This window comes from Mesorhizobium sp. CA14 (genome assembly GCF_020165195.1).
Taxonomy (GTDB): Bacteria; Pseudomonadota; Alphaproteobacteria; order Rhizobiales; family Rhizobiaceae; genus Mesorhizobium.
Genome location: NZ_JAIUHR010000040.1, coordinates 1 through 18,125, shown reverse-complemented (window position 1 = coordinate 18,125; position 18,125 = coordinate 1). Strand labels below are relative to the sequence as shown.

The window sequence follows — 18,125 nt, the reverse complement described above, 5'->3', positions numbered from 1 at the left end:
GTCGTTCCTTCCGAATGTGGTCAGCCCTTGACCGCGCCGGCCATCAGGCCGCGCACGAAATAGCGGCCGGCGACGACATAGACGATCAGGGTGGGGAGCGCGGCAATCATCGCCGCCGCCATGTTGACGTTGTATTCGACCACGCCGGTCGAGGTGTTGACGACATTGTTCAGCGCTACCGTCATTGGCATCACGTCGCCGGAGCCGGCATAGGCGGAGGCGAACAGGAAGTCGTTCCAGATGTTGGTGAACTGGTAGATCACCGTCACAACGATGATCGGCAGCGAATTGGGCAGCATGATGCGCCGAAATATCTGGAAGAAGGACGCGCCGTCGACCTGTGCCGCCTTCACCAACTCGGTCGGAAAGGCTTCGTAATAGTTGCGGAAGAACAGCGTTGTGAAGCCGAGGCCGTAAACCACATGGACGAAGACCAGGTTCACGGTCGAATTGCCGAGACCGAAGTTGAATCCGGTCGCGTTCTGCAGAGTGACGCCGAAGCGGCCGAGGCTGCCGAGGATCGTCGCCATCGGCAACAGCACCGACTGGAAGGGGATGAAGCAGGCAAACAGCATCATGGCGAAAACCAGCGTGTGGCCGCGGAAGCGCCATTTGGTCAGCACATAGCCGTTGAGCGCGCCGAGCAGCGTCGAGATCAGCACCGCCGGCACGACCATCTTGATGGAGTTCCAGAAGTAGCCCTTCATGCCGACGCAGGTCAGGCCCGAGCAGACTTCGCTCCACGCCTTTATCCATGGCGCGAAGGTGGGCGCATGCGGCAGCGACAGCATGTTGCCGTTCTGGATCTCGTCCATGGTCTTGAACGAGGTGACCAGCATGACGAAGAGCGGCATCAGATAGAAGATCGCGAACAGCGCGAGCAGGCCGTAGATGACGATGCGGTTGAGCGTCCTGGCACGGGCGCCGCTTGCAACCTGGCCGGCGGGTGAAGCGACAGCGCTCATCGCGACTTCTCCCTGAGCTCGGAATAGAGATACGGAACGATGATGGCGGTGATAGTCATCAGCATGATCACCGCGCTCGCCGATCCGACCGCCATCTCGTTGCGCTTGAAGGTGAACTCATACATGAAGTTGGACGGTAGCCAGGCCGAGCCGCCGGGCCCGCCGCTGGTCAGCGCCACGACCAAGTCATAGGACTTGATGGCCAGATGCGCGAGCACGATGAAGGCCGACAGGAAGACGGGCCTGAGCAGCGGGATGACGATGCGGCGGTAGAGCTGGAATGTGGAAGCGCCGTCGATCTGCGCCGCCTTCATGATCTCGCCGTCGATGCCGCGCAGGCCGGCCAGGAACATCGCCATGACGAAGCCGGAAGCCTGCCAGACGCCGGCGATGACCACCGTGTAGATGACGAAATCCTTGTTCTTGATCCAGTCGAAATGGAAGCTGGTCCAGCCCCATTGATGCAGCGTCTGCTCCAGCCCGAGGCCGGGATCGAGGAACCATTTCCAGGCGACGCCGGTGACGATGAAGGAGAGCGCCATCGGGTAGAGATAGATCGGCCGCAGCACGCCTTCGCCGCGGATCTTCTGGTCGAGCAGGATGGCCAGGAACAGGCCGAGCGCCAGACAGATCAAGATATAGAGGAAGCCGAAAATCCCCATATTGGTGATCGAGGTGTACCAGCTCGAAGGTGGGTCGCTCTCGAAGGTCCAGCGCCACAGCCGCTGATAAGCCCGGGCTCCGGTTATGTCATAGGACGGGAAGGTCTTGGAGTTGGTGAAGGACAGATAGATCGTCCACAGGATGAAGCCATAGACGAAGACGATCGTCGCCGCGAAGCTTGGCGCCAACACGATCTTCGGCAACAGATCCTGCAGCCACGAACGGACCGTCGCGCCGGGACGAGCGTCGTGCTCCGGTGTCAGCTTGATCTGGGTTTCGGCAACTGTGCTCATCGGCTCATCCAGTACCGGTTGGTCGGAACCCGCCCGGCGCGAAAACGCGCCAGGGTCTGTCCCGCACCTTTTGTCGACAGGAGACCTCCCCCGCCGAAGCGGGGGAGGGTTGTTTCAAGCGAACCTTACTTGGCGTCGTCGATCGCCTTGACCAGCTCGGTCACGGCCTCGTCGGAGGTCTTGATCTGACCATGAACGAATTTCGACACGACATCCTTGTAGGCGTTGGCGACGGCGGGCGGGGCGCCGTAGCCCTGGGCCAGCGAGCCGAACAACGTGCCGCCTTCATTGGCCTTCTTCAGGTCGGCGATGCCCTTCTTGCCGCAAGCGTCGAAGTCGGTGTCAGGCACGTCGGTGCGGGCCGGGACCGAACCCTTCACCACGTTGAAGGCCGACTGGAAGCTCTTCGACAAAGTGGCCGTGGCCAGAGCGATCTGGGCAGCCTTGCGGTCTTCCGGAACGTTGAACATGCCGAACATGTCGGAGTTGTAGATCACCGAGCCGTCGGTGCCCGGGAAGCGATAGCACAGGAAGTCGGTGCCCGGGGTCTTGTTGGCGGCGTGGAACTCGCCCTTGGCCCAGTCGCCCATGACCTGAACCAGCGCATCGCCTTTGATGACCATGGCGGTGGCAAGGTTCCAGTCGCGGCCCGAGAAGTTCGGGTCGACATATTTGACGAGCTTGGCGAGGTTATCGAACGACTTCTTCATCGTGTCGGACTTGAGCGACTCCTCATCGAGGTCGTTCATCGCCTTCTTGTAGAACTCCGGCCCGCCGGTCGACAGCACGACGGAGTCGAACATGGTCGCCTCCTGCCAGTTCTGCCCGCCCAGCGCCAGCGGGATAACGCCCGCGGCCTTGGCCTTGTCGAGCAATGCCACGAAGTCGTCGAAGGTCTTCGGCTCGGTGCCGCCGATCTTGTCCATCACCGCCTTGTTGATCCACAGCCAGTTGACGGAGTGGACGTTGACCGGAGCGGCAACCCACTTGCCATTATAGACGGAGAATTTCTGCAGGGCGGCCGGAACCGACTTGTCCCAGCCTTCCTTCTTGGCGGTCTCGGTGAGATCGCCCATAACGCCGGCGGCGGCATAATCGAGCACGGTGTAGCCGAGCATCTGCGACGCCGTCGGGTAGTTGCCGGCCGCGACCATCGCCTTCAGCGCGGTCATGGCGGCGTCGCCGCCGCCGCCGGCCACCGGCACGTCCTTCCAAGCATAGCCTTCTTTGGCCAGATCCTGCTTCAGCACGTTCAGAGCAGCCGCTTCGCCGCCCGACGTCCACCAATGCAGCATCTGCACTTCCTTGACGTCCGCGGCATGCGCCGAGAACGCAAAGCTCGTCGCAAGAGCCGTTCCGATAAGCAGTTTGCGCAACATGTACTACCTCCCTTGTTGCATTCACAGAACCGGCGGGGTGGCCGCCGGGGTCTCCCAACTCAGCCGACCCACCATCCGGTGCGCTGGCCGCGATGAAACTGGATAGTCTTTTCCTCGGTATAATCCTCGACGGCGCGTTTGCCGAGTTCGCGTCCGAGACCGGACTGCTTGTAACCCCCGAAAGGCAGCTCGGGGTAACCTTCCATGAACGTGTTCACCCAAACCGTCCCCGAACGCACACCGCGCGCCACCGACATGCACGTGTCTATGCCGGCGCTCCATACCCCTGCAGACAGACCATAGGGCGTGTTGTTGGCAATGTGCAATGCCTTTTCAATCGTTTCAAAAGTGAGCACGGACAGCACCGGCCCGAACACTTCCTCGCGGGCGATCGCCATGTCCTCCGTGACGTTACGGATGATGGTCGGATCGAGATATTGGCCGGCATTGGATGCAAGCCGGGCACCGCCGGTGAAAACGTTGCCGCCGTCGGTCTGCGCCGCCGTTACATAGCCGGCTACCTTTTCCATATGATCGGCCGAGATCATCGCGCCGACCTTGGTGCGGTCGTCGAGCGGATCGCCGACGCGGACCTTCCGGGACAGCGCCTTGACCGTATTGAGGAAGTCGTCGGCGATCGCCTCATGCACGATCAGGCGGCTGCCGGCATTGCAGCATTCGCCGGCGTTGAAGAAGCCGCCGAACACCGCGGCATCTGCCGCCGCTTCGAGATCGGCGTCGGGGAAGACGATCTGGCCGTTCTTGCCGCCGAGCTCCATCGAGACCTTCTTCAAGGAATTCGAAGCGGCGGCCATGGTCATCTTGCCGACACGGGTCGAGCCGGTGAAGGAGACCATCTCGACCAGCGGGTGGCTGACCATCGGCGCACCGACGTCGGCGCCGAAGCCGGCAAGGATGTTGACGACGCCGGCCGGCAATCCGGCTTCGAGCAGGATGTCGCCGAGCACGAAAGTGGAAGCGGACGTCATCTCGCTGGGCTTCACCACCGCCGTGCAGCCGGGGGCCAGCGCGAAGGGCAGTTTCTGGCTGACGATCAGGAAGGGGAAATTCCACGGCGTGATGATCGAGACGACGCCGATCGGCTCGCGCAACACGACGCCCAGCATGGAGTCGCCGAGATTGGCATAGCTTTCGCCGTGCAGCGTGCGGGCAAGCGAAGCGGCATAGCGCCAGATGTCGATCGCGCCGCCGATCTCGCCGCGCGCCTGGGCGATCGGCTTGCCGGATTCCAGCGCGTCGAGGCGGGCGATCTCTTCCAGCCGGGTCTCGATCAGATCGGCCGCCTTCAGCAGAACCGCCGCGCGTTCCGACGCCTTCATGCGCGGCCAGGGGCCGGTCTCGAAAGCCTTGTGCGCGGCCTGCACCGCCGCCTCGACTTCCGTCGCGCTCGCTTGCGCATAGCGGGACACAATGAAGCCGTGGCCGGGGCTGGCGCGTTCGATGCTGCAGCCGTCGCGAGCATCGACATGCTTGCCGTCGATCAAGAGCTTGTAGGCCTTCGGCGCCTGGGACGCCTCAGCCGGCATGGCAATGTTGAGAGGTGCGTTCATCATGTCTTCTCTAGGATCTCGAAAAGGCTGGCTTCTGCTTGGCCTTGAAGGCGCCGACGCCGGTTTTGAGGTCGCCTGTCAGCGCGATGAAGCCGCTGGCCAGCGCCTCGGTCGCGGCGGCGTTTTCCTCGCCCTCGGCGATGCCGATCATCAGCTTGGCGGCCTCGGTCGCCAGCGGGCCGCGCTCGGCGATTTTTTCGGCCCAGGCCTTGGCTTCGTCGAAGGCCTTGCCGGTCTCGACGACGCGGTCGACGACGCCGTGCGCCAGCGCGTCGGCTGCCAGGAAAACCTCGCCGCCAATCGCCATCCGACGCACGATCTGTGCGCCGAAGCGGCGCACGGCGCGCTGCGTACCCGACCAGCCGGGAACGACGCCGATCGAGGTTTCGGGAAAGCCGAGCTTCACCTGCGTTTCGGCGACGCGGAAATCGCAGGCCGCGGCCAGTTCCAGCCCGCCGCCCAGCGCATGACCGGAGAGCACAGCGATGGTCGGTTGCCTGAGCCGCGCCAGCCGGTCGAAGACGCGGTGGCCATAGCGCACCCATTGCACCTGGAAATCGGCGGCGCTTAATCGTCCCCAGGCCTCGACGTCGCCGCCGGCGCAAAAGCCCTTGCCTTCGCCGCGGATGAGCACGGCGCGAACGTTCTCGGCCAGTTCTGCTTCGTCAACCGCCGCCTCGAGCGCGTGCAGCATCGGGATGTCGAGCGCGTTGAACTTTTCCGGCCGGCGCAGCGTGACGATGCCGATGGCGCCGTCCTTTTCGAAGATGACGAGACCCTCAGCCATGCGTGCCTCCGAGCGAAGCGCCGCCATTGAGCGACAGACCGATCGGCCGGTCCTGATAGAGCGCCGCAGGCGTGACCTTGAGGTCGTTCGCCACAGCGAGCGGGATCTCGGCCTGCGCCAGCACATCGCGCTCGAGATCGATGCCGGGCGCCAGCTCTGTGACCATCAGCCCGTCCGGCGTCAGCTTCATCACGCAGCGCTCGGTGACATAGGTGATGTCCTGCCCTTGCGCGACGGCGCGTTTTCCCGAGAAGGAGATGTGCTCGACCTCCGCGACCACCTTCTTAACCTTGCCTTCCTGGTCGATGCGGATGGCGCTGTTCGCCAGCGAGAGTTTCGCGCCGGCATTGAAGAAGCCGGAAAAGACGATCTTCCTCGCCCGCGCGGTGATGTCGACGAAGCCGCCGGCGCCGGCGGTCACATGCGGCCGCGCTGAGAGCTTCGAGACGTTGACCGAGCCATGCCGGTCGATCTGCAGGAAGGAGAGCAGCGAGGCGTCGAAGCCGCCGGCCTGGAAATAGATGAACTGGTGCGGCGAAGGCATGATCGCCTCGGCATTCGAGGCGCAGCCGAACTTGAAGTCGAGCAATGGCACGCCGCCGACCGCGCCCTGCTCGATCACCCAGGTAACCTTGCCGTGCTGGCCTTCCTCGAGAAGGATGCGCGGCACGTTGGCCGAGATGCCGAAACCGATGTTGACGGCCATACCGTTGCGCAATTCCATGGCGACGCGGCGCGCGATGACCTTCTGGATGTTCATCTCCGGCGTGCGGAAGGTCGATAGCGGCCGAAAAATCTCGCCGGAGATCGCCGGGTCGTAAGGGGTCTGGGTCGTCTGCAACTGGTCGGGCGCCACCACGATGTGGTCGACCAGCACGCCCGGCACACGCACGTCATGCGGCTTCAGGGTGCCGTTTTCGACGACGCGCTTGACCTGCGCAATGACGATGCCGCCATTGTTGCGGGCGGCCAGCGCCTGCTCCAGCCCACCGAGATAGGCGCCTTCATGCTCGTAGGTGAGGTTGCCGCGCTCGTCGGCCGTGGTGGCGCGAATGATCGAAATGTTGGGCACGATGGCGCGGAAATAGAGCCATTCCTCGCCGTCGAACTGCTCGACCGAAACAATCGGCTCATTAGCCGCCGCATTCATGGCGCAGCCTTGGTGACGCGGATCGGCGAAGGTGTCGAGGCCGACCTTGGTCAGCACGCCCGGCCGCTTGGCGGCGGCTTCGCGATGCATGTCGAACAGGATGCCGGAGGGCACGTTGTAGGCGGCGACCGAATTGTCGCCGATCATCTTCCAGATCTGCGGCGGTTCGGCGGAAGAGGGGCCGGATGGATAGGAGCCGCAGAGCGTGCGCTTGAGCAGGCCGGGCTTGGCGAGATGGTCGATGCCCTTGATGCCGTACATGTCGCCGGCGGCGATCGGGTGCAGCGTGGTGATCCCCTTAGGATGGCCTTCCGCATCGAAGCGCTCGCCGATCGCGGCAAGCACGGCATCGGGACAGCCAAGCCCGCTCGACGATGACACCGAGACGACCATGCCGTCCCTGATCAGGCTGGCGGCATGGGCCGCCGAGACGAGCTTGCTCACGCGAGGCCCCCAAGTTGCGGGTCGATGGCGACGGCCTTGCCGGTGTTCGACGATTGCAGTGCTGCTTCGGCCGACGCCAGCGACCAGACGCCGTCCTCGCCGGTGGCGGCAGGCTGGCCTTCGCCGCGTATCGCGGCATGGAAGTAGCGCAGCGAGCGGGTGTAGAGGTCCTCGCGGTCGAAGTTCAGCTCTTCCTCGCCATTGGCGGTACGCAGTAGCACAGAACCGATCGGCTTCTGCGTCATCACATCGGTAGCGATCAGTGAGCCTTCCGAGCCATGCACCTCGAAGCCGGTGCCGGCGAATTTGGTGGTGAAGCCCTCATGCGACTGCGCGATGACGCCGGACTTGAAGCGCCAGATGCACATGGCCCCGTCCTCCAGGCCACCGGCTGCCATCCCGGCCGACTGCGTGAAGGCGGAGATCTCGACCGGATCGTCGCCGAGCACGAAGCGCAGCGTGTCGGCGTCGTGCACAGTAATGTCGAGCACCACGCCGCCGCCGGCTTCGGGCCTGGCGATACGCCAACCCTGCAGGTTTTCCGGCAGATAGACGGAGTGGAAGACGCGCGCCGCGATCGGCTTGCCGATGCGGCCGGCGGCGATCGCCTCCCGCATGGCGCGGTGCGCGCCGGCATTGCGCAAATGGTGGTTGGTGCCAAAGACGATGCCGGCGGCTTTTGCGGCGACAACCATCTCACGCGCATCGGCGCTGGTCAGCGCCAACGGCTTCTCGCACAGCACATGCTTGCCGGCCTTGATGGCGGCAAGCCCCTGCTCGAGGTGCAATTCGTTGGTGGTCGAGATGTAGACGGCGTCGATATCTGAGTTGAGCAGCGCGTCGAGAGACGAGACGGCGCGTGCGATGCCGTTTTCCCTCGCATAAGCCTCCGCGCGCTCCGGATTTGAGCTCATCACAGCGGCGATCTCGCCATCGGCCTGCGCGCGGATGGCATCGATCATGAACTGTCTGGCGATCGTGCTGGCGCCGATCAATCCCCATCGCACGCTCATGCCGCGTCTCCCACTTGGCTATTGCGGTCCGGACCGCTGCTTTCGCGAACGACGAGGCTGACGGCGCCGATATGGTCCTCGGCGCGCGTGGTGCGCGACTGGATCATCTTCAGCATGACGTGGGCGGCCCGCTCGCCGAGGCCCGCGGTATTGACGGCAACGCTGGTCAGCGCCGGGCTGTAATGCTCGGCCTCGGCGACATCGTCGAAGCCGACGACGGCGAAGTCCGCCCCTGCCTCGAAGCCGCGTTTACGCAGCGCCAGCATGACGCCGAAGGCGACCGCATCGTTGAAGCAGAGCGCCGCTGTTGGCGGCTGCGCTGCGGCAAGCGCCGTCTCCAGGCAGGCCATGCCACCCTTGCGGCTGGTCTCGCCCTCGACGATCAGCCGGTCGGAGGCCGGAATGCCGAGCGTTTCGCAGGCTTCGATGAACCCGCCCAGTCGCTGGTGATAGACAATGAGGTCGGACGAGCCACCAAAGAACGCAAGGCGGCGATGACCCCTGCGGATCAGATGCTCGGTGGCAAGCACGGCGCCGCGATGATTGTCGGGCGCAATCACCGGGATGCGGCTCTCAGGCAGCCGGCGCATGGTAAAGACGATCGGCACGCCGGCCGCCTCGATGCGGCGGAAGGCGCCCGGCGTGGTGCCGCGCGCCGGCGAGACGATGAGCCCGGCTACACCCTGCTCCATCAGTGACTTCAGCACCTCTTCCTGTCGCACCGGGTTTTCAGCCGTGTTGGCGATGAAGGGCACGACGCCTGCCGCCTGGAAGACGCGCTCCATGCCGACGGCAAGCTCGGCGAAGAACGGATTGGTGAGATCGTTGATCACCATGCCGATGACGTTGGAATGGGCCTTGCGCAGATTGGCGGCGCCGCGGTTGTAGACATAGCCGACATCCTCGATCGCCTTGCGCACCCTGGTCGCGGTTTCAGGCCGGATCAGCCCGCTGCCCTGCAGCACGAGCGACACCGTCGATTTGGACACGCCGGCCTCGCGGGCGATGTCCAGGATCGTCGCCTTGGCCCGGCTGGCCATCCTCCTCGCGCCCTCCGTATTTTGAGCAAAATTTATTGGAACGTTCTAATCATCGATCCAAATAGGAGTCAATCGCGATTCCATCGGAGATTTGAAAAATTGATTGAAGCGGTTCAAAACTCCAACGAATGCAAGGAGCCTACCCAAGGAGGCACAGTGCTCCGCCGGCTCGACGTCTTGAATCATAAAGCTTCTTGATTTATTGGAACGTTCCATTTATAGCGGCCGCGACGGGAGAATTCCATGGACATCATCTTGCCTGCGGCAAATGGCGACCGGGTCAGCTACCGGCTCGTCGGCAAACCGGCCGAACCGATCAAGGACGCGCGTTTTTCGCGCATCGCCTATGCCGCCGCCCATGTCGTTGCCGACCCAATCGCCATGACCAATCCCTGGTCGCGGCCGGCGATCGACTGGGATCGGACCATGGCGTTCCGCCACCATCTGTGGCGGCTCGGCTTCCGCATCGCCGAGGCCATGGATACCTCCCAGCGCGGCATGGGTTTCGACTGGGCGAGCGCCAAGGAATTGATCCGCCGCTCAATCGCGGAGGCGAAAACGGTGCCGGGCGCCGATCTCGCATCGGGGGCGGGGACCGATCACCTGGCACCGGCGGCGGCCAACACGCTCGACGACGTCATCCGCGCCTATGAAGAGCAATTCGCCTTCATCGAAGGCGAGGGCGGCAAGGCGATCATGATGGCGAGCCGCGCGCTGGCGGCAGTGGCAAAGGGGCCGGACGATTATGCCCGCGTCTATGACCGGATGCTCTCCCAGGCGTCAGGCAAGGTCATCCTGCACTGGCTGGGCGACATGTTCGATCCGGCGCTCAAGGATTATTGGGGCAGCAACGATTTCGATGCCGCGCTCGATACGGTCGTCGCCATCATCGAGCGGCATGCTAGCAAGGTCGAGGGCATCAAGATATCGTTGCTCGACGCGGAGAAGGAAGTGCTGCTGCGCGACCGGCTGCCAGAGGGCGTCGTGATGTTCACCGGCGACGATTTCAATTACCCGGAGCTGATCGCAGGGGACGGCAAGAGGCATTCGCACGCGCTGCTCGGCATCTTCGACGCCATCGCCCCGGTCGCCAACGCTGCGCTGGCGAAGTTGACGCAGGGCGACAAGGCCGCTTACGACGCGCTGATGGCGCCGACCGTGTCGCTGTCGCGCAAGATCTTCGAAGCGCCGACAGAATACTACAAGGCCGGCATCGTCTTCATGGCCTGGCTGAACGGGCATCAGGACCATTTCACGATGGTCGGCGGCATGCAGTCGGCGCGCGGCATATGCCATTACGCGGACGTCTTCCGCCTCTCCGACCAGGCCGGCCTGCTGGCCGACCCCGAGCTTGCTATCGCCAGGATGAAGGCACTGCTGGCGATGGCGGGCGTGTGAGCCGGTTCCCGTGACGGGATTTGCGTTCCGCCGGCAAATCGTATTCGCTTGTCAAATTCTGGATGAGCGCGGCAATGCGGCGATCGCGGCGGCTGCCAAGATCGGCGATCGGTCCGAACGAGACGCTTTCAATCGGCGAGTTCATGGTATAGGCCGGCAATCGTCAGGGAGCGCTTCAGCGTGAAGGGATACTGGCTCATCGTCGGAACCGAGATTTCGGACCCTGAAGCGCAGGCTGAGTACAGCCGCCTCTGGAAGCCGATCGGCGAAAAATACCAGGCACGAACCAACACGACGAAGCAGCCGCCTCTGCTCGTCGAGGCGCGCGATGCCAAGCGCATGGTGCTTGTGGAGTTTCCGTCGCTGGAGATCGCCAAGGCCTGCTACGCCGACCCGGCCTATGAGGAAGCCATGCGTTTCGCGCTCAAGGCGTCGAATCGCGTGCTCGTGATGTTCGAAGGAGATCTCGGATAATCAGCGCGCGTAGCGCCGCTCCGGGGGGCGCTGGCGCCCTTCGTTGTCGACAAGGCGCCCAGGCTGAATTAGCTGGCCAGACATACGATACCCGGCCTGCGGGAAGTCGGGGGACTAGGGCAGACAGGCCGGGCCCTTACCCCGGATTGCTGTGCGGGGCAGGCGAATATTATGCGCCAATTGGCGGGTTTCTGCATCAATGATTTTAGTGACAACTAATGAAATTAGGCCGCAACAAAAATCCCGCCGACAGAGGCCTATGGGCTGTTCAGCGAGGGGATTCTATCGCAGCACGCTGCGTGCACTTTCACAAATATCAAGACGCCGCCTGCTCACGTCGCTGCCGGGCGCGACCAGTGGCTGACCCGGAGGCTGCGATGCTCCTGGCCGGCGTGCTCGGGTCCCAGTGGCGGAGATCGGCCAGTTATTGGAAGGATGGTGGGCGTGACAAGGATTGAACTTGTGACCCCTGCAATGTCAATGCAGTGCTCTCCCGCTGAGCTACACGCCCATCCGAAGCCGCGCATACACCATTTTTGATCCGGCGCGTCAATAGCGGGAATGTGGAAAGACGGCTTCCGTTTGTCGCATCGGTGAAGTCCCTGCCGATGCGATCCTCGATGCAGGCCAAAGATGGCTCAGGCGGCCTGCAGCATCTTCTCGACCTCGTTGACGAGATCGCGCAGGTGGAAGGGCTTAGACAGCACCTTGGCGTCCTTGGGCGCCTTGGAATCGGGATTGAGCGCGACCGCGGCAAAGCCGGTTATGAACATCACCTTGAGGTCCGGATCGATCTCGGTGGCGCGGCGGGCGAGCTCGATGCCGTCCATCTCCGGCATGACGATGTCGGTCAAAAGCAACGAAAAAGGCTCCTCGCGCAGCCGCTCATAGGCGCTGGCGCCATTGTCGAAATCGCTTACCTGGTAGCCGGCGCGTTCCAGCGCCTTGACGAGGAAGCGGCGCATATCGTCATCGTCTTCCGCCAGCAGAATGCGTGCCATCATATCCCGTCCGAATCACCCGCCCAAGCCTGCCGCCGGGCAAGGCCGTTAACCATCCTCTATATGAGACGGAGCCGGTAAACATCAAGTGAATGAAGGGCATCCAACATCCGGTTCAAAGCGCGGTTTCACCGCCTGAAATGCTGGACATGCCGGGCGCAAGGTGGCAAGTTTTGCGTCATGATGCAGTGCTGTTTCCTGGTTCGTACAAATTGAAGACGGCAGCCGAGGATTTTTCGGTCGTTCCACCCTTCGAAATCCGATCGGGCGCCGAACAGCGCGTCCCCTTCCTGTTCAACTCACCGCATAGCGGCCGCCACTATCCGGAGCGTTTCCTTGCCATGGCGCGGCTCGACCGCAACGCCATCCGCCGGTCGGAGGACTGCTATGTCGAGGAGCTGTTCGGCGGCGCCGTTCCGCTCGGCGCGCCGCTGCTTTCGGCCAATTTTCCGCGCGCCTATCTCGACGTCAACCGCGAGCCCTGGGAACTCGATCCACGCATGTTCGCGGAGCCGGTGCCGTCCTTCTGCAACATCCGCTCGGCGCGTGTCGCCGGCGGGCTGGGCACTGTGCCGAAGCTGGTCGGCGAGGGGCTCGATATCTATCCCGGCCGGCTGCCGCTGGCCGAGGCGGTCGGACGCATCGAAGCGGTGTACAAGCCTTATCACGAGACGCTGAAGCGGCTCCTGACCAGGACGCATGCCAGGTTCGGCTATGCCGTGCTGATCGACTGCCATTCGATGCCGGCCTCGATCCGCGTCGGCGACAGCGGCGTGCGGCCCGACTTCATCATCGGCGACCGGTTCGGCATCTCGGCCTCGCCGGCGCTCACCGAAACTGCGATCGGCCTGCTTGTCGGCATGGGCTACACGGTCGCGCACAACAAGCCCTATGCCGGAGGCTTCATCACCGAGCACTATGGCAGGCCGGCGCGGCATCTGCATGCGCTGCAGATCGAGGTCAATCGCGGGCTTTACATGGACGAGCGGACGTTCCAGAAATCGGCCGGCTTCGACGCTTTGGCCGGTGACCTGACCCGCTTCTCGGCCGACCTGATGTCGATGCCCGACCATCATTTCGTCGATTTGCCGCTCGCGGCGGAATGACGGCGCGGTCGGCGGGCCGAGTTCTTATAAACGCAATTCCGGACGGAAGACCGCGTCACGCTTTTCCTGGAATTGCTCGAAAAAAAGACCGCATCGTTTTCACGACACGGTCGAAGTCTAGGGAGGAAACGCCCAAGGAGGGCATGGACAGGAAAACCTGTCCGATAACAAAATTATTGTGCGTCGCACAAATGTCAATCGACATCAGGGTTTTTTAATTCAATATGATGTGGAAATTCCGCTTCGGCGGTTCAGATGTGGCATTCAGGCAACAGAAAGCGGGCGCCTGACCGGTCTTCAAAGCGCCTGTTCTGCGAGAAAGAGCGGCTGGCAAGAGCCGCGATGGGGAGAGCGACTTGGATATCAGCACCGATTTCATGCGGCGCATCGCGCGTGCCGCCGCCGCGGAAACCTTGCCGCGCTTCCGCAGCCAGGGAACGGTGACGAACAAGCTTGCGGGAAGCTTCGATCCGGTCACGGAGGCCGATCGCGAGGCCGAGCGCGTGATCCGCGCGCTGATCTCCTCCGAATACCCCGAACATGGGATTCTCGGCGAAGAGCATGGCAGCCAGAACCTCGCCAGCCGGCATGTCTGGGTGATCGACCCGATCGACGGCACCCGCGCCTTCATTTCCGGCATCCCGGTCTGGGGAACGCTGGTCGGGCTGACTGTCGATGGCGACGCGGTCGCCGGCATGATGTCGCAACCCTTCACCGGCGAGCTGTTCTACGCCAACGCATCCGGGTCGCATTACGAAGGCCCGGGCGGCCCGCGCCGGCTCGCGACTCGCAAGACGACCGAGCTCGCGCAAGCGACGCTGTTTACGACCACGCCGGCCCTGTTCCAGGGCGATGCGCGCAAGCGCTACGACCAGTTCGAGACAAAGGTGCAGCTCGCCCGCTACGGCACCGATTGCTACGCCTTCGCCATGCTGGCGGCCGGCAGCATCGACATCGTCGCCGACCCGGGCCTGAAGCCCTACGATATCGTCGCGCTGATCCCGCTCATCGAAAAGGCCGGCGGCGTCATCACCACTTTCGAGGGCGGGCCGGCCGAGAAGGGCGGCGACATACTGGCGGCCGCGACGCCGGAACTGCATGCGGCGGCGATGGCGGCGCTGCGCGGTTGAGCACCAGGCGCCCAAGAGACCGTTTTATGCAAAGCCTGCGTAAGACTGCGGCGCACTACACGCTCTAGCTGTCGGTTGACGAATGGTCTGTAAGGCGCAAGCCCCACAGAATGAGCGCGAAAGCAATGAGGCCGGTTGGCGCCGACGAATACCCGATGCCCTTGATCGCCGTCTCCTCAAAGGCGCTGCCGTGGAAGGGTCCGGCTGCCAAAGGCATCGTCTCATTGCCGGCGCCCCAGACGCTCGCCATCACGTAGGCGGCCAGAATGGCAAGAGCCGAATAGATCAGGAACCAGAACGCAACCCGCGATGCGGCGGCGCTGAGGTTGAGCCTTTCCCAAAGGAGACCCAGCGCCAGGAGGAGAACGGCCTCCAGGCCGCTGAGCGTATGCGCCGACAGCCCCAGGCGCGGTGCGGCGAGGTACGGGATTGCAAATCCTTCGAATGACGAAAACAGCAGCAGGGCGACGCCGATCTGCAACAGGCGATGCCCCTGACGTGACAGCGATGCGTTCATGTCCGTTCCTCCTCCTGGTCCTTGTCGGCAGGCGCATGGCGCCTCGGGAGGTATCTAGCGTTCCGCGCCTTTGCGGAAACGAGGTGTCGCTCCCGCGCGAGCGCGCCTTCCAGTCAGCCGTTTCTGCACGCGTTTGCCGCAGGATTGGGAATGACCGTGCAGGTGACAACGCCGTCAACGCTGGCGGCGTTCAGCCGAGATTGGGCGGACGGAGCGGCGAGGTCGCGAACCCATTAGCCATGAAGCTCGTGCGCCGGCCGTAAGGCGCCGCCGGCGGCGCCTGCCCACGACCGGGCGTCAAGTGGCATCGCCGGTGCCGGGAATGAAGGCGTCGAAAGCGGCCAGGAGCTGCTCGCGATAGATGTCCTTCTCCTGCAGGATTTCGTGCTGGGCGCCGTCGATCATCAACAGCGAGCCGACGCGCAGCCGCCGGGCATAGGCCTCAACCGCCTTGGTCGAGACCACCCGGTCGGCGCCGGCTGCGACGATCAGCATCGGCACCTTGATCCTTGCCATGAAATCCGGATCGCTGATGGCTTTCGCGGCCGCGGCTGCAGCTTTCAGCCAGCGGATGGTCGGGCCGCCGAGCGCCAGCTGCGGCCAGGCCTCGTAGATGCCGACATTGCGCCGGTAGCGTGCGGGATCCGAAGTCACCTTGTTCACCTCGAAAGCCGGCGGCACTTTCGGCCGCGGACCGAGCGCGGCGTAGAGCCGGCCGAGACCCAGCGCGCAGAAGATCGCGCAGACGCGTCGCACCGTGGCGATCGAGACCGGCAGGTCCGGCACCTCCAGAAAAGGTGCCAGCAGCACCATGCGCCGCACCCGGTTGACCATCGACGGCGAGGCAAGCAGCGCAATCACGGCACCGGTCGAGTGGGCGAGGATGTAATAGGGGCCGCGGCAGTCGGGCAGCACGATCTCCTCGAAGAATTGCTCGAGGTCGCGCGTATAGTCGCGGAAGCTGCGGATATAGCCGCGCTGGCGGTCGCGCAGCAGGCGGCTGGAATCGCCCTGGCCGCGCCAGTCGAAGATGGCGACGCCGAAGCCGCGATCGGCGAGATCGCGGATGGTCTCGAAATATTTCTCGATGCACTCGTTGCGCCCGGTCAGCAGAACCACCGTGCCCTGCAACGGACGGGCGACCGCGGCGAAGACGCCGTAGCGGATCTTCTTGCCGTCACGCGTGGTGAAGAAGCCGCCCGCGGCATTCTGCGGCGGGGGATTGTCGTCGGTCAGATGGAAAAGATCCGTCATTCGGCGTCGTTGCTTGTTCTTTGCCCGGACGGGCGAGGCGTCGGCATGGTGATAGACGGCCAGCCGCCAAAAGCAAAGCGTTGCGAGGATTTACGCGGCAAGCCACGGAGAGGAAGGCCGGAAGTGCCTGCGGCGCACTTCCGGCCTCGTCGATCCGGGAGGAAGGGACGTTGCACCCGGTTCGGCCTCGTCGCGGCGCAGGGGAAGGCGCCGTTTGTCTCTCTGTCTTGAGGCAATTCCGGACGGAAAACCGCTTCACACTTTTCCCGGAATTGCTCGAGCTTGGACAAAGCCTAGCGCTGCTTGACTGAACGGACGCCGAAGCGGTGGTTCATCCACCATTCATTAACGTGGCTGCATTGCGACCGTCACGAAAGCCTTGAAATGGGTTTTTGAGCTTCCCAAATGAAGCTTGCGGCCGCCGATTGTCGGGGCCGCTGGCCTATCCGGAACGCCTTGCAAGGGTTTCGCACCGGGTCACACGCAAACCATGTTGCTCAACAGGAGAACACCTTATGCGTCACGTTGATTTTTCCCCGCTTTATCGTTCGACCGTCGGCTTCGACCGGCTGTTCACCATGCTCGATTCGCTCGGCCAGCCCGAGACCGCGCAGACTTATCCGCCCTACAACATCGAGCGCACCGGCGAGAACGCCTATCGCATCTCGATGGCCGTTGCCGGCTTCTCGGAAGACGAGATCTCGATCGAAGCCCACCGTAACGTGCTGACTGTCAAGGGCGAGCGCAAGGAAGAGAACAACAGCGAGGGGTCGGAGCTGCTTTATCGCGGCATCGCCTCGCGGTCCTTCGAGCGCCGCTTCCAGCTCGCCGATCATGTCGAAGTGGAAGGCGCCACGCTGAAGAACGGCCTGCTCTTCGTCGACCTCAAGCGCAACATTCCCGAGGAACTGAAGCCGCGTAAGATCGCGATCACCTCGTCCTCGGACAAGGCCAAGCAGATCGAGGCCAAAGCCGCCGCGTAATCCGCGGGTCCATCCGTAATACCAGTCTCCTCCCGAGACGAAAGCGGCGCCGCGAGGCGCCGCTTTTTATTGTGCCATCGGCAACGGGTCTTTCTGGCTCTTTTGAAGCATGCAGCGGCGGATCATGAAGGACTATGTCCGATTTTTCCCTGCTGTTGACGGCCGCCGTCGCAATCACTTTCCTGCTCGCCGGTATAGTCAAGGGCGTTACCGGCATGGGCCTGCCGACGCTGGCCATGGGCCTCCTGGGCACGATCATGCCGCCGGTGACAGCCGCCTCGCTGCTCATCGTTCCGTCCTTCGTCACCAATGTCTGGCAGCTTTTCGCCGGCCCGAGCTTTTCCGCGATCCTGCGCCGGCTCTGGCTGATGATGGCAGGCATTCTCGCCGGCACGATCGTCGGCGCGCGGCTGCTCGCCAGCGACAACGTCAAATGGACGACCGCGGGCCTCGGCGCGGCGCTCATTCTTTACGCTGCCTATACATTGCTGGCGCGGCAGCCTTCGGTTCCAGAGAGGACAGAGCGCTGGTCTTCACCGGCCGTGGGCTTCCTCACCGGCCTGGTGACGGGCGGCACCGGTGTCTTCGTTGTGCCTGCCGTCCCTTATATCCAGGCGCTCGGCTTAAGCCGCGACGATCTCATCCAGTCGCTCGGTCTTTCCTTCACCGTCTCCACCATCGCCTTGGCTTTGGGACTGGCGTCACATGGCGCATTCGATGCCGGACATCTGGCGATGTCTGCCTTTGCGGTGCTGCCGGCCTTGCTCGGCATGTGGCTGGGGCAGGTGCTGCGCCAGAAGATCAGTCCGGCTGCTTTCCGCCGCTGGTTCCTGGTTTTTCTGATCCTGCTCGGCGTCGAGCTGTTGCTGCGGCCCTTCCTCGCCTAGAGCGTTTCACCGCTCGATAGAATCGGAAGGGATTCCCGCTCGGTTGGATTTGTGATTCAAGATGCTGGCT

Annotated in this window: 17 protein-coding genes and 1 tRNA gene; 6 read left to right on the top strand and 12 right to left on the bottom strand. The window is 63.4% G+C overall.

Features of this window, described 5'->3' with window-relative positions:
• Window positions 1-20 precede the first annotated feature (20 nt).
• From LB565_RS27975 to LB565_RS27940, 8 genes are all read right to left on the bottom strand, one after another.
• Window positions 21-965, bottom strand: coding sequence for a carbohydrate ABC transporter permease (locus tag LB565_RS27975; RefSeq protein WP_224589313.1), 945 nt, complete (start codon window positions 963-965; stop codon window positions 21-23).
• Window positions 962-1,921 (bottom strand): carbohydrate ABC transporter permease, encoded by a 960-nt coding sequence (locus LB565_RS27970; protein WP_224589312.1) that lies wholly within the window; start codon window positions 1,919-1,921, stop codon window positions 962-964. Before LB565_RS27970 ends, LB565_RS27975 begins: the two co-directional genes overlap by 4 nt.
• A 125-nt stretch (window positions 1,922-2,046) precedes the next feature.
• The gene (locus tag LB565_RS27965; RefSeq protein WP_224589311.1) at window positions 2,047-3,300 is read right to left on the bottom strand and encodes an ABC transporter substrate-binding protein; all 1,254 of its coding nucleotides are present in this window, start codon (window positions 3,298-3,300) and stop codon (window positions 2,047-2,049) included.
• Window positions 3,301-3,359: 59 nt separating this feature from the next.
• On the bottom strand, window positions 3,360-4,871 hold the full coding sequence (locus LB565_RS27960) for an aldehyde dehydrogenase family protein (protein ID WP_224589333.1): 1,512 nt from the start codon (window positions 4,869-4,871) through the stop codon (window positions 3,360-3,362).
• A 10-nt stretch (window positions 4,872-4,881) separates the two neighbouring features.
• A complete protein-coding gene (locus tag LB565_RS27955) occupies window positions 4,882-5,658 on the bottom strand; it encodes an enoyl-CoA hydratase/isomerase family protein (protein WP_224589310.1) in 777 nt (258 codons plus the stop codon).
• The gene (locus LB565_RS27950) at window positions 5,651-7,252 is read right to left on the bottom strand and encodes an acyl CoA:acetate/3-ketoacid CoA transferase (RefSeq protein ID WP_224589309.1); all 1,602 of its coding nucleotides are present in this window, start codon (window positions 7,250-7,252) and stop codon (window positions 5,651-5,653) included. The genes LB565_RS27955 and LB565_RS27950 overlap by 8 nt, the downstream gene beginning before the upstream one ends.
• On the bottom strand, window positions 7,249-8,265 hold the full coding sequence (locus tag LB565_RS27945; RefSeq protein ID WP_224589308.1) for a Gfo/Idh/MocA family protein: 1,017 nt from the start codon (window positions 8,263-8,265) through the stop codon (window positions 7,249-7,251). The genes LB565_RS27950 and LB565_RS27945 overlap by 4 nt, the downstream gene beginning before the upstream one ends.
• Window positions 8,262-9,305 carry a LacI family DNA-binding transcriptional regulator gene (locus LB565_RS27940; RefSeq protein WP_224589307.1) on the bottom strand — a complete coding sequence of 348 codons (1,044 nt, stop codon included), beginning with the start codon at window positions 9,303-9,305 and terminating at the stop codon, window positions 8,262-8,264. Before LB565_RS27940 ends, LB565_RS27945 begins: the two co-directional genes overlap by 4 nt.
• Window positions 9,306-9,548: 243 nt before the next feature.
• Here LB565_RS27940 and LB565_RS27935 point away from each other — a divergent pair, with 243 nt between their 5' ends.
• On the top strand, window positions 9,549-10,703 hold the full coding sequence (locus tag LB565_RS27935; protein WP_224589306.1) for a dihydrodipicolinate synthase family protein: 1,155 nt from the start codon (window positions 9,549-9,551) through the stop codon (window positions 10,701-10,703).
• Window positions 10,704-10,883: 180 nt separating this feature from the next.
• The gene (locus LB565_RS27930; protein WP_224589305.1) at window positions 10,884-11,177 is read left to right on the top strand and encodes a DUF1330 domain-containing protein; all 294 of its coding nucleotides are present in this window, start codon (window positions 10,884-10,886) and stop codon (window positions 11,175-11,177) included.
• Window positions 11,178-11,613: 436 nt separating this feature from the next.
• Here the strand turns inward: LB565_RS27930 and LB565_RS27925 are convergent.
• Window positions 11,614-11,688, bottom strand: a tRNA-Val gene (locus LB565_RS27925).
• Between the two features lie 127 nt (window positions 11,689-11,815).
• Window positions 11,816-12,178, bottom strand: coding sequence for a cell cycle two-component system response regulator CpdR (gene cpdR / locus LB565_RS27920; protein WP_006199474.1), 363 nt, complete (start codon window positions 12,176-12,178; stop codon window positions 11,816-11,818).
• 149 nt (window positions 12,179-12,327) lie between these two features.
• Between cpdR and LB565_RS27915 the strand changes: the two genes are divergently transcribed.
• Window positions 12,328-13,284, top strand: coding sequence for an N-formylglutamate amidohydrolase (locus LB565_RS27915; RefSeq protein ID WP_224589304.1), 957 nt, complete (start codon window positions 12,328-12,330; stop codon window positions 13,282-13,284).
• Between the two features lie 356 nt (window positions 13,285-13,640).
• A complete protein-coding gene (hisN, locus tag LB565_RS27910; protein WP_224589303.1) occupies window positions 13,641-14,414 on the top strand; it encodes a histidinol-phosphatase in 774 nt (257 codons plus the stop codon).
• Between the two features lie 64 nt (window positions 14,415-14,478).
• Here hisN and LB565_RS27905 read toward each other — a convergent pair whose 3' ends face one another.
• A complete protein-coding gene (locus LB565_RS27905) occupies window positions 14,479-14,931 on the bottom strand; it encodes a hypothetical protein (protein WP_224589302.1) in 453 nt (150 codons plus the stop codon).
• Window positions 14,932-15,228: 297 nt separating this feature from the next.
• Complete coding sequence (locus LB565_RS27900; RefSeq protein ID WP_224589301.1) at window positions 15,229-16,185, bottom strand: alpha/beta fold hydrolase; 957 nt, start codon at window positions 16,183-16,185, stop codon at window positions 15,229-15,231.
• A gap of 515 nt (window positions 16,186-16,700) precedes the next feature.
• Between LB565_RS27900 and LB565_RS27895 the strand changes: the two genes are divergently transcribed.
• Both LB565_RS27895 and LB565_RS27890 read left to right on the top strand, forming a co-directional pair.
• Window positions 16,701-17,168, top strand: coding sequence for an Hsp20 family protein (locus LB565_RS27895; RefSeq protein ID WP_040997220.1), 468 nt, complete (start codon window positions 16,701-16,703; stop codon window positions 17,166-17,168).
• Window positions 17,169-17,302: 134 nt separating this feature from the next.
• A complete protein-coding gene (locus tag LB565_RS27890; protein WP_224589300.1) occupies window positions 17,303-18,055 on the top strand; it encodes a sulfite exporter TauE/SafE family protein in 753 nt (250 codons plus the stop codon).
• Window positions 18,056-18,125 lie beyond the last annotated feature (70 nt).

Bases quoted from the DNA above. Each gene is read 5' to 3' on its own strand.
- LB565_RS27975 (WP_224589313.1), bottom strand. From the start codon at position 965: ATGAGCGCTGTCGCTTCACCCGCCGGCCAGGTTGCAAGCGGCGCCCGT.
- LB565_RS27970 (WP_224589312.1), bottom strand. From the start codon at position 1,921: ATGAGCACAGTTGCCGAAACCCAGATCAAGCTGACACCGGAGCACGAC.
- LB565_RS27965 (WP_224589311.1), bottom strand. From the start codon at position 3,300: ATGTTGCGCAAACTGCTTATCGGAACGGCTCTTGCGACGAGCTTTGCG.
- LB565_RS27960 (WP_224589333.1), bottom strand. From the start codon at position 4,871: ATGAACGCACCTCTCAACATTGCCATGCCGGCTGAGGCGTCCCAGGCG.
- LB565_RS27955 (WP_224589310.1), bottom strand. From the start codon at position 5,658: ATGGCTGAGGGTCTCGTCATCTTCGAAAAGGACGGCGCCATCGGCATC.
- LB565_RS27945 (WP_224589308.1), bottom strand. From the start codon at position 8,265: ATGAGCGTGCGATGGGGATTGATCGGCGCCAGCACGATCGCCAGACAG.
- LB565_RS27940 (WP_224589307.1), bottom strand. From the start codon at position 9,305: ATGGCCAGCCGGGCCAAGGCGACGATCCTGGACATCGCCCGCGAGGCC.
- LB565_RS27935 (WP_224589306.1), top strand. From the start codon at position 9,549: ATGGACATCATCTTGCCTGCGGCAAATGGCGACCGGGTCAGCTACCGG.
- cpdR (WP_006199474.1), bottom strand. From the start codon at position 12,178: ATGGCACGCATTCTGCTGGCGGAAGACGATGACGATATGCGCCGCTTC.
- LB565_RS27915 (WP_224589304.1), top strand. From the start codon at position 12,328: ATGCCGGGCGCAAGGTGGCAAGTTTTGCGTCATGATGCAGTGCTGTTT.
- LB565_RS27905 (WP_224589302.1), bottom strand. From the start codon at position 14,931: ATGAACGCATCGCTGTCACGTCAGGGGCATCGCCTGTTGCAGATCGGC.
- LB565_RS27900 (WP_224589301.1), bottom strand. From the start codon at position 16,185: ATGACGGATCTTTTCCATCTGACCGACGACAATCCCCCGCCGCAGAAT.
- LB565_RS27895 (WP_040997220.1), top strand. From the start codon at position 16,701: ATGCGTCACGTTGATTTTTCCCCGCTTTATCGTTCGACCGTCGGCTTC.
- LB565_RS27890 (WP_224589300.1), top strand. From the start codon at position 17,303: ATGTCCGATTTTTCCCTGCTGTTGACGGCCGCCGTCGCAATCACTTTC.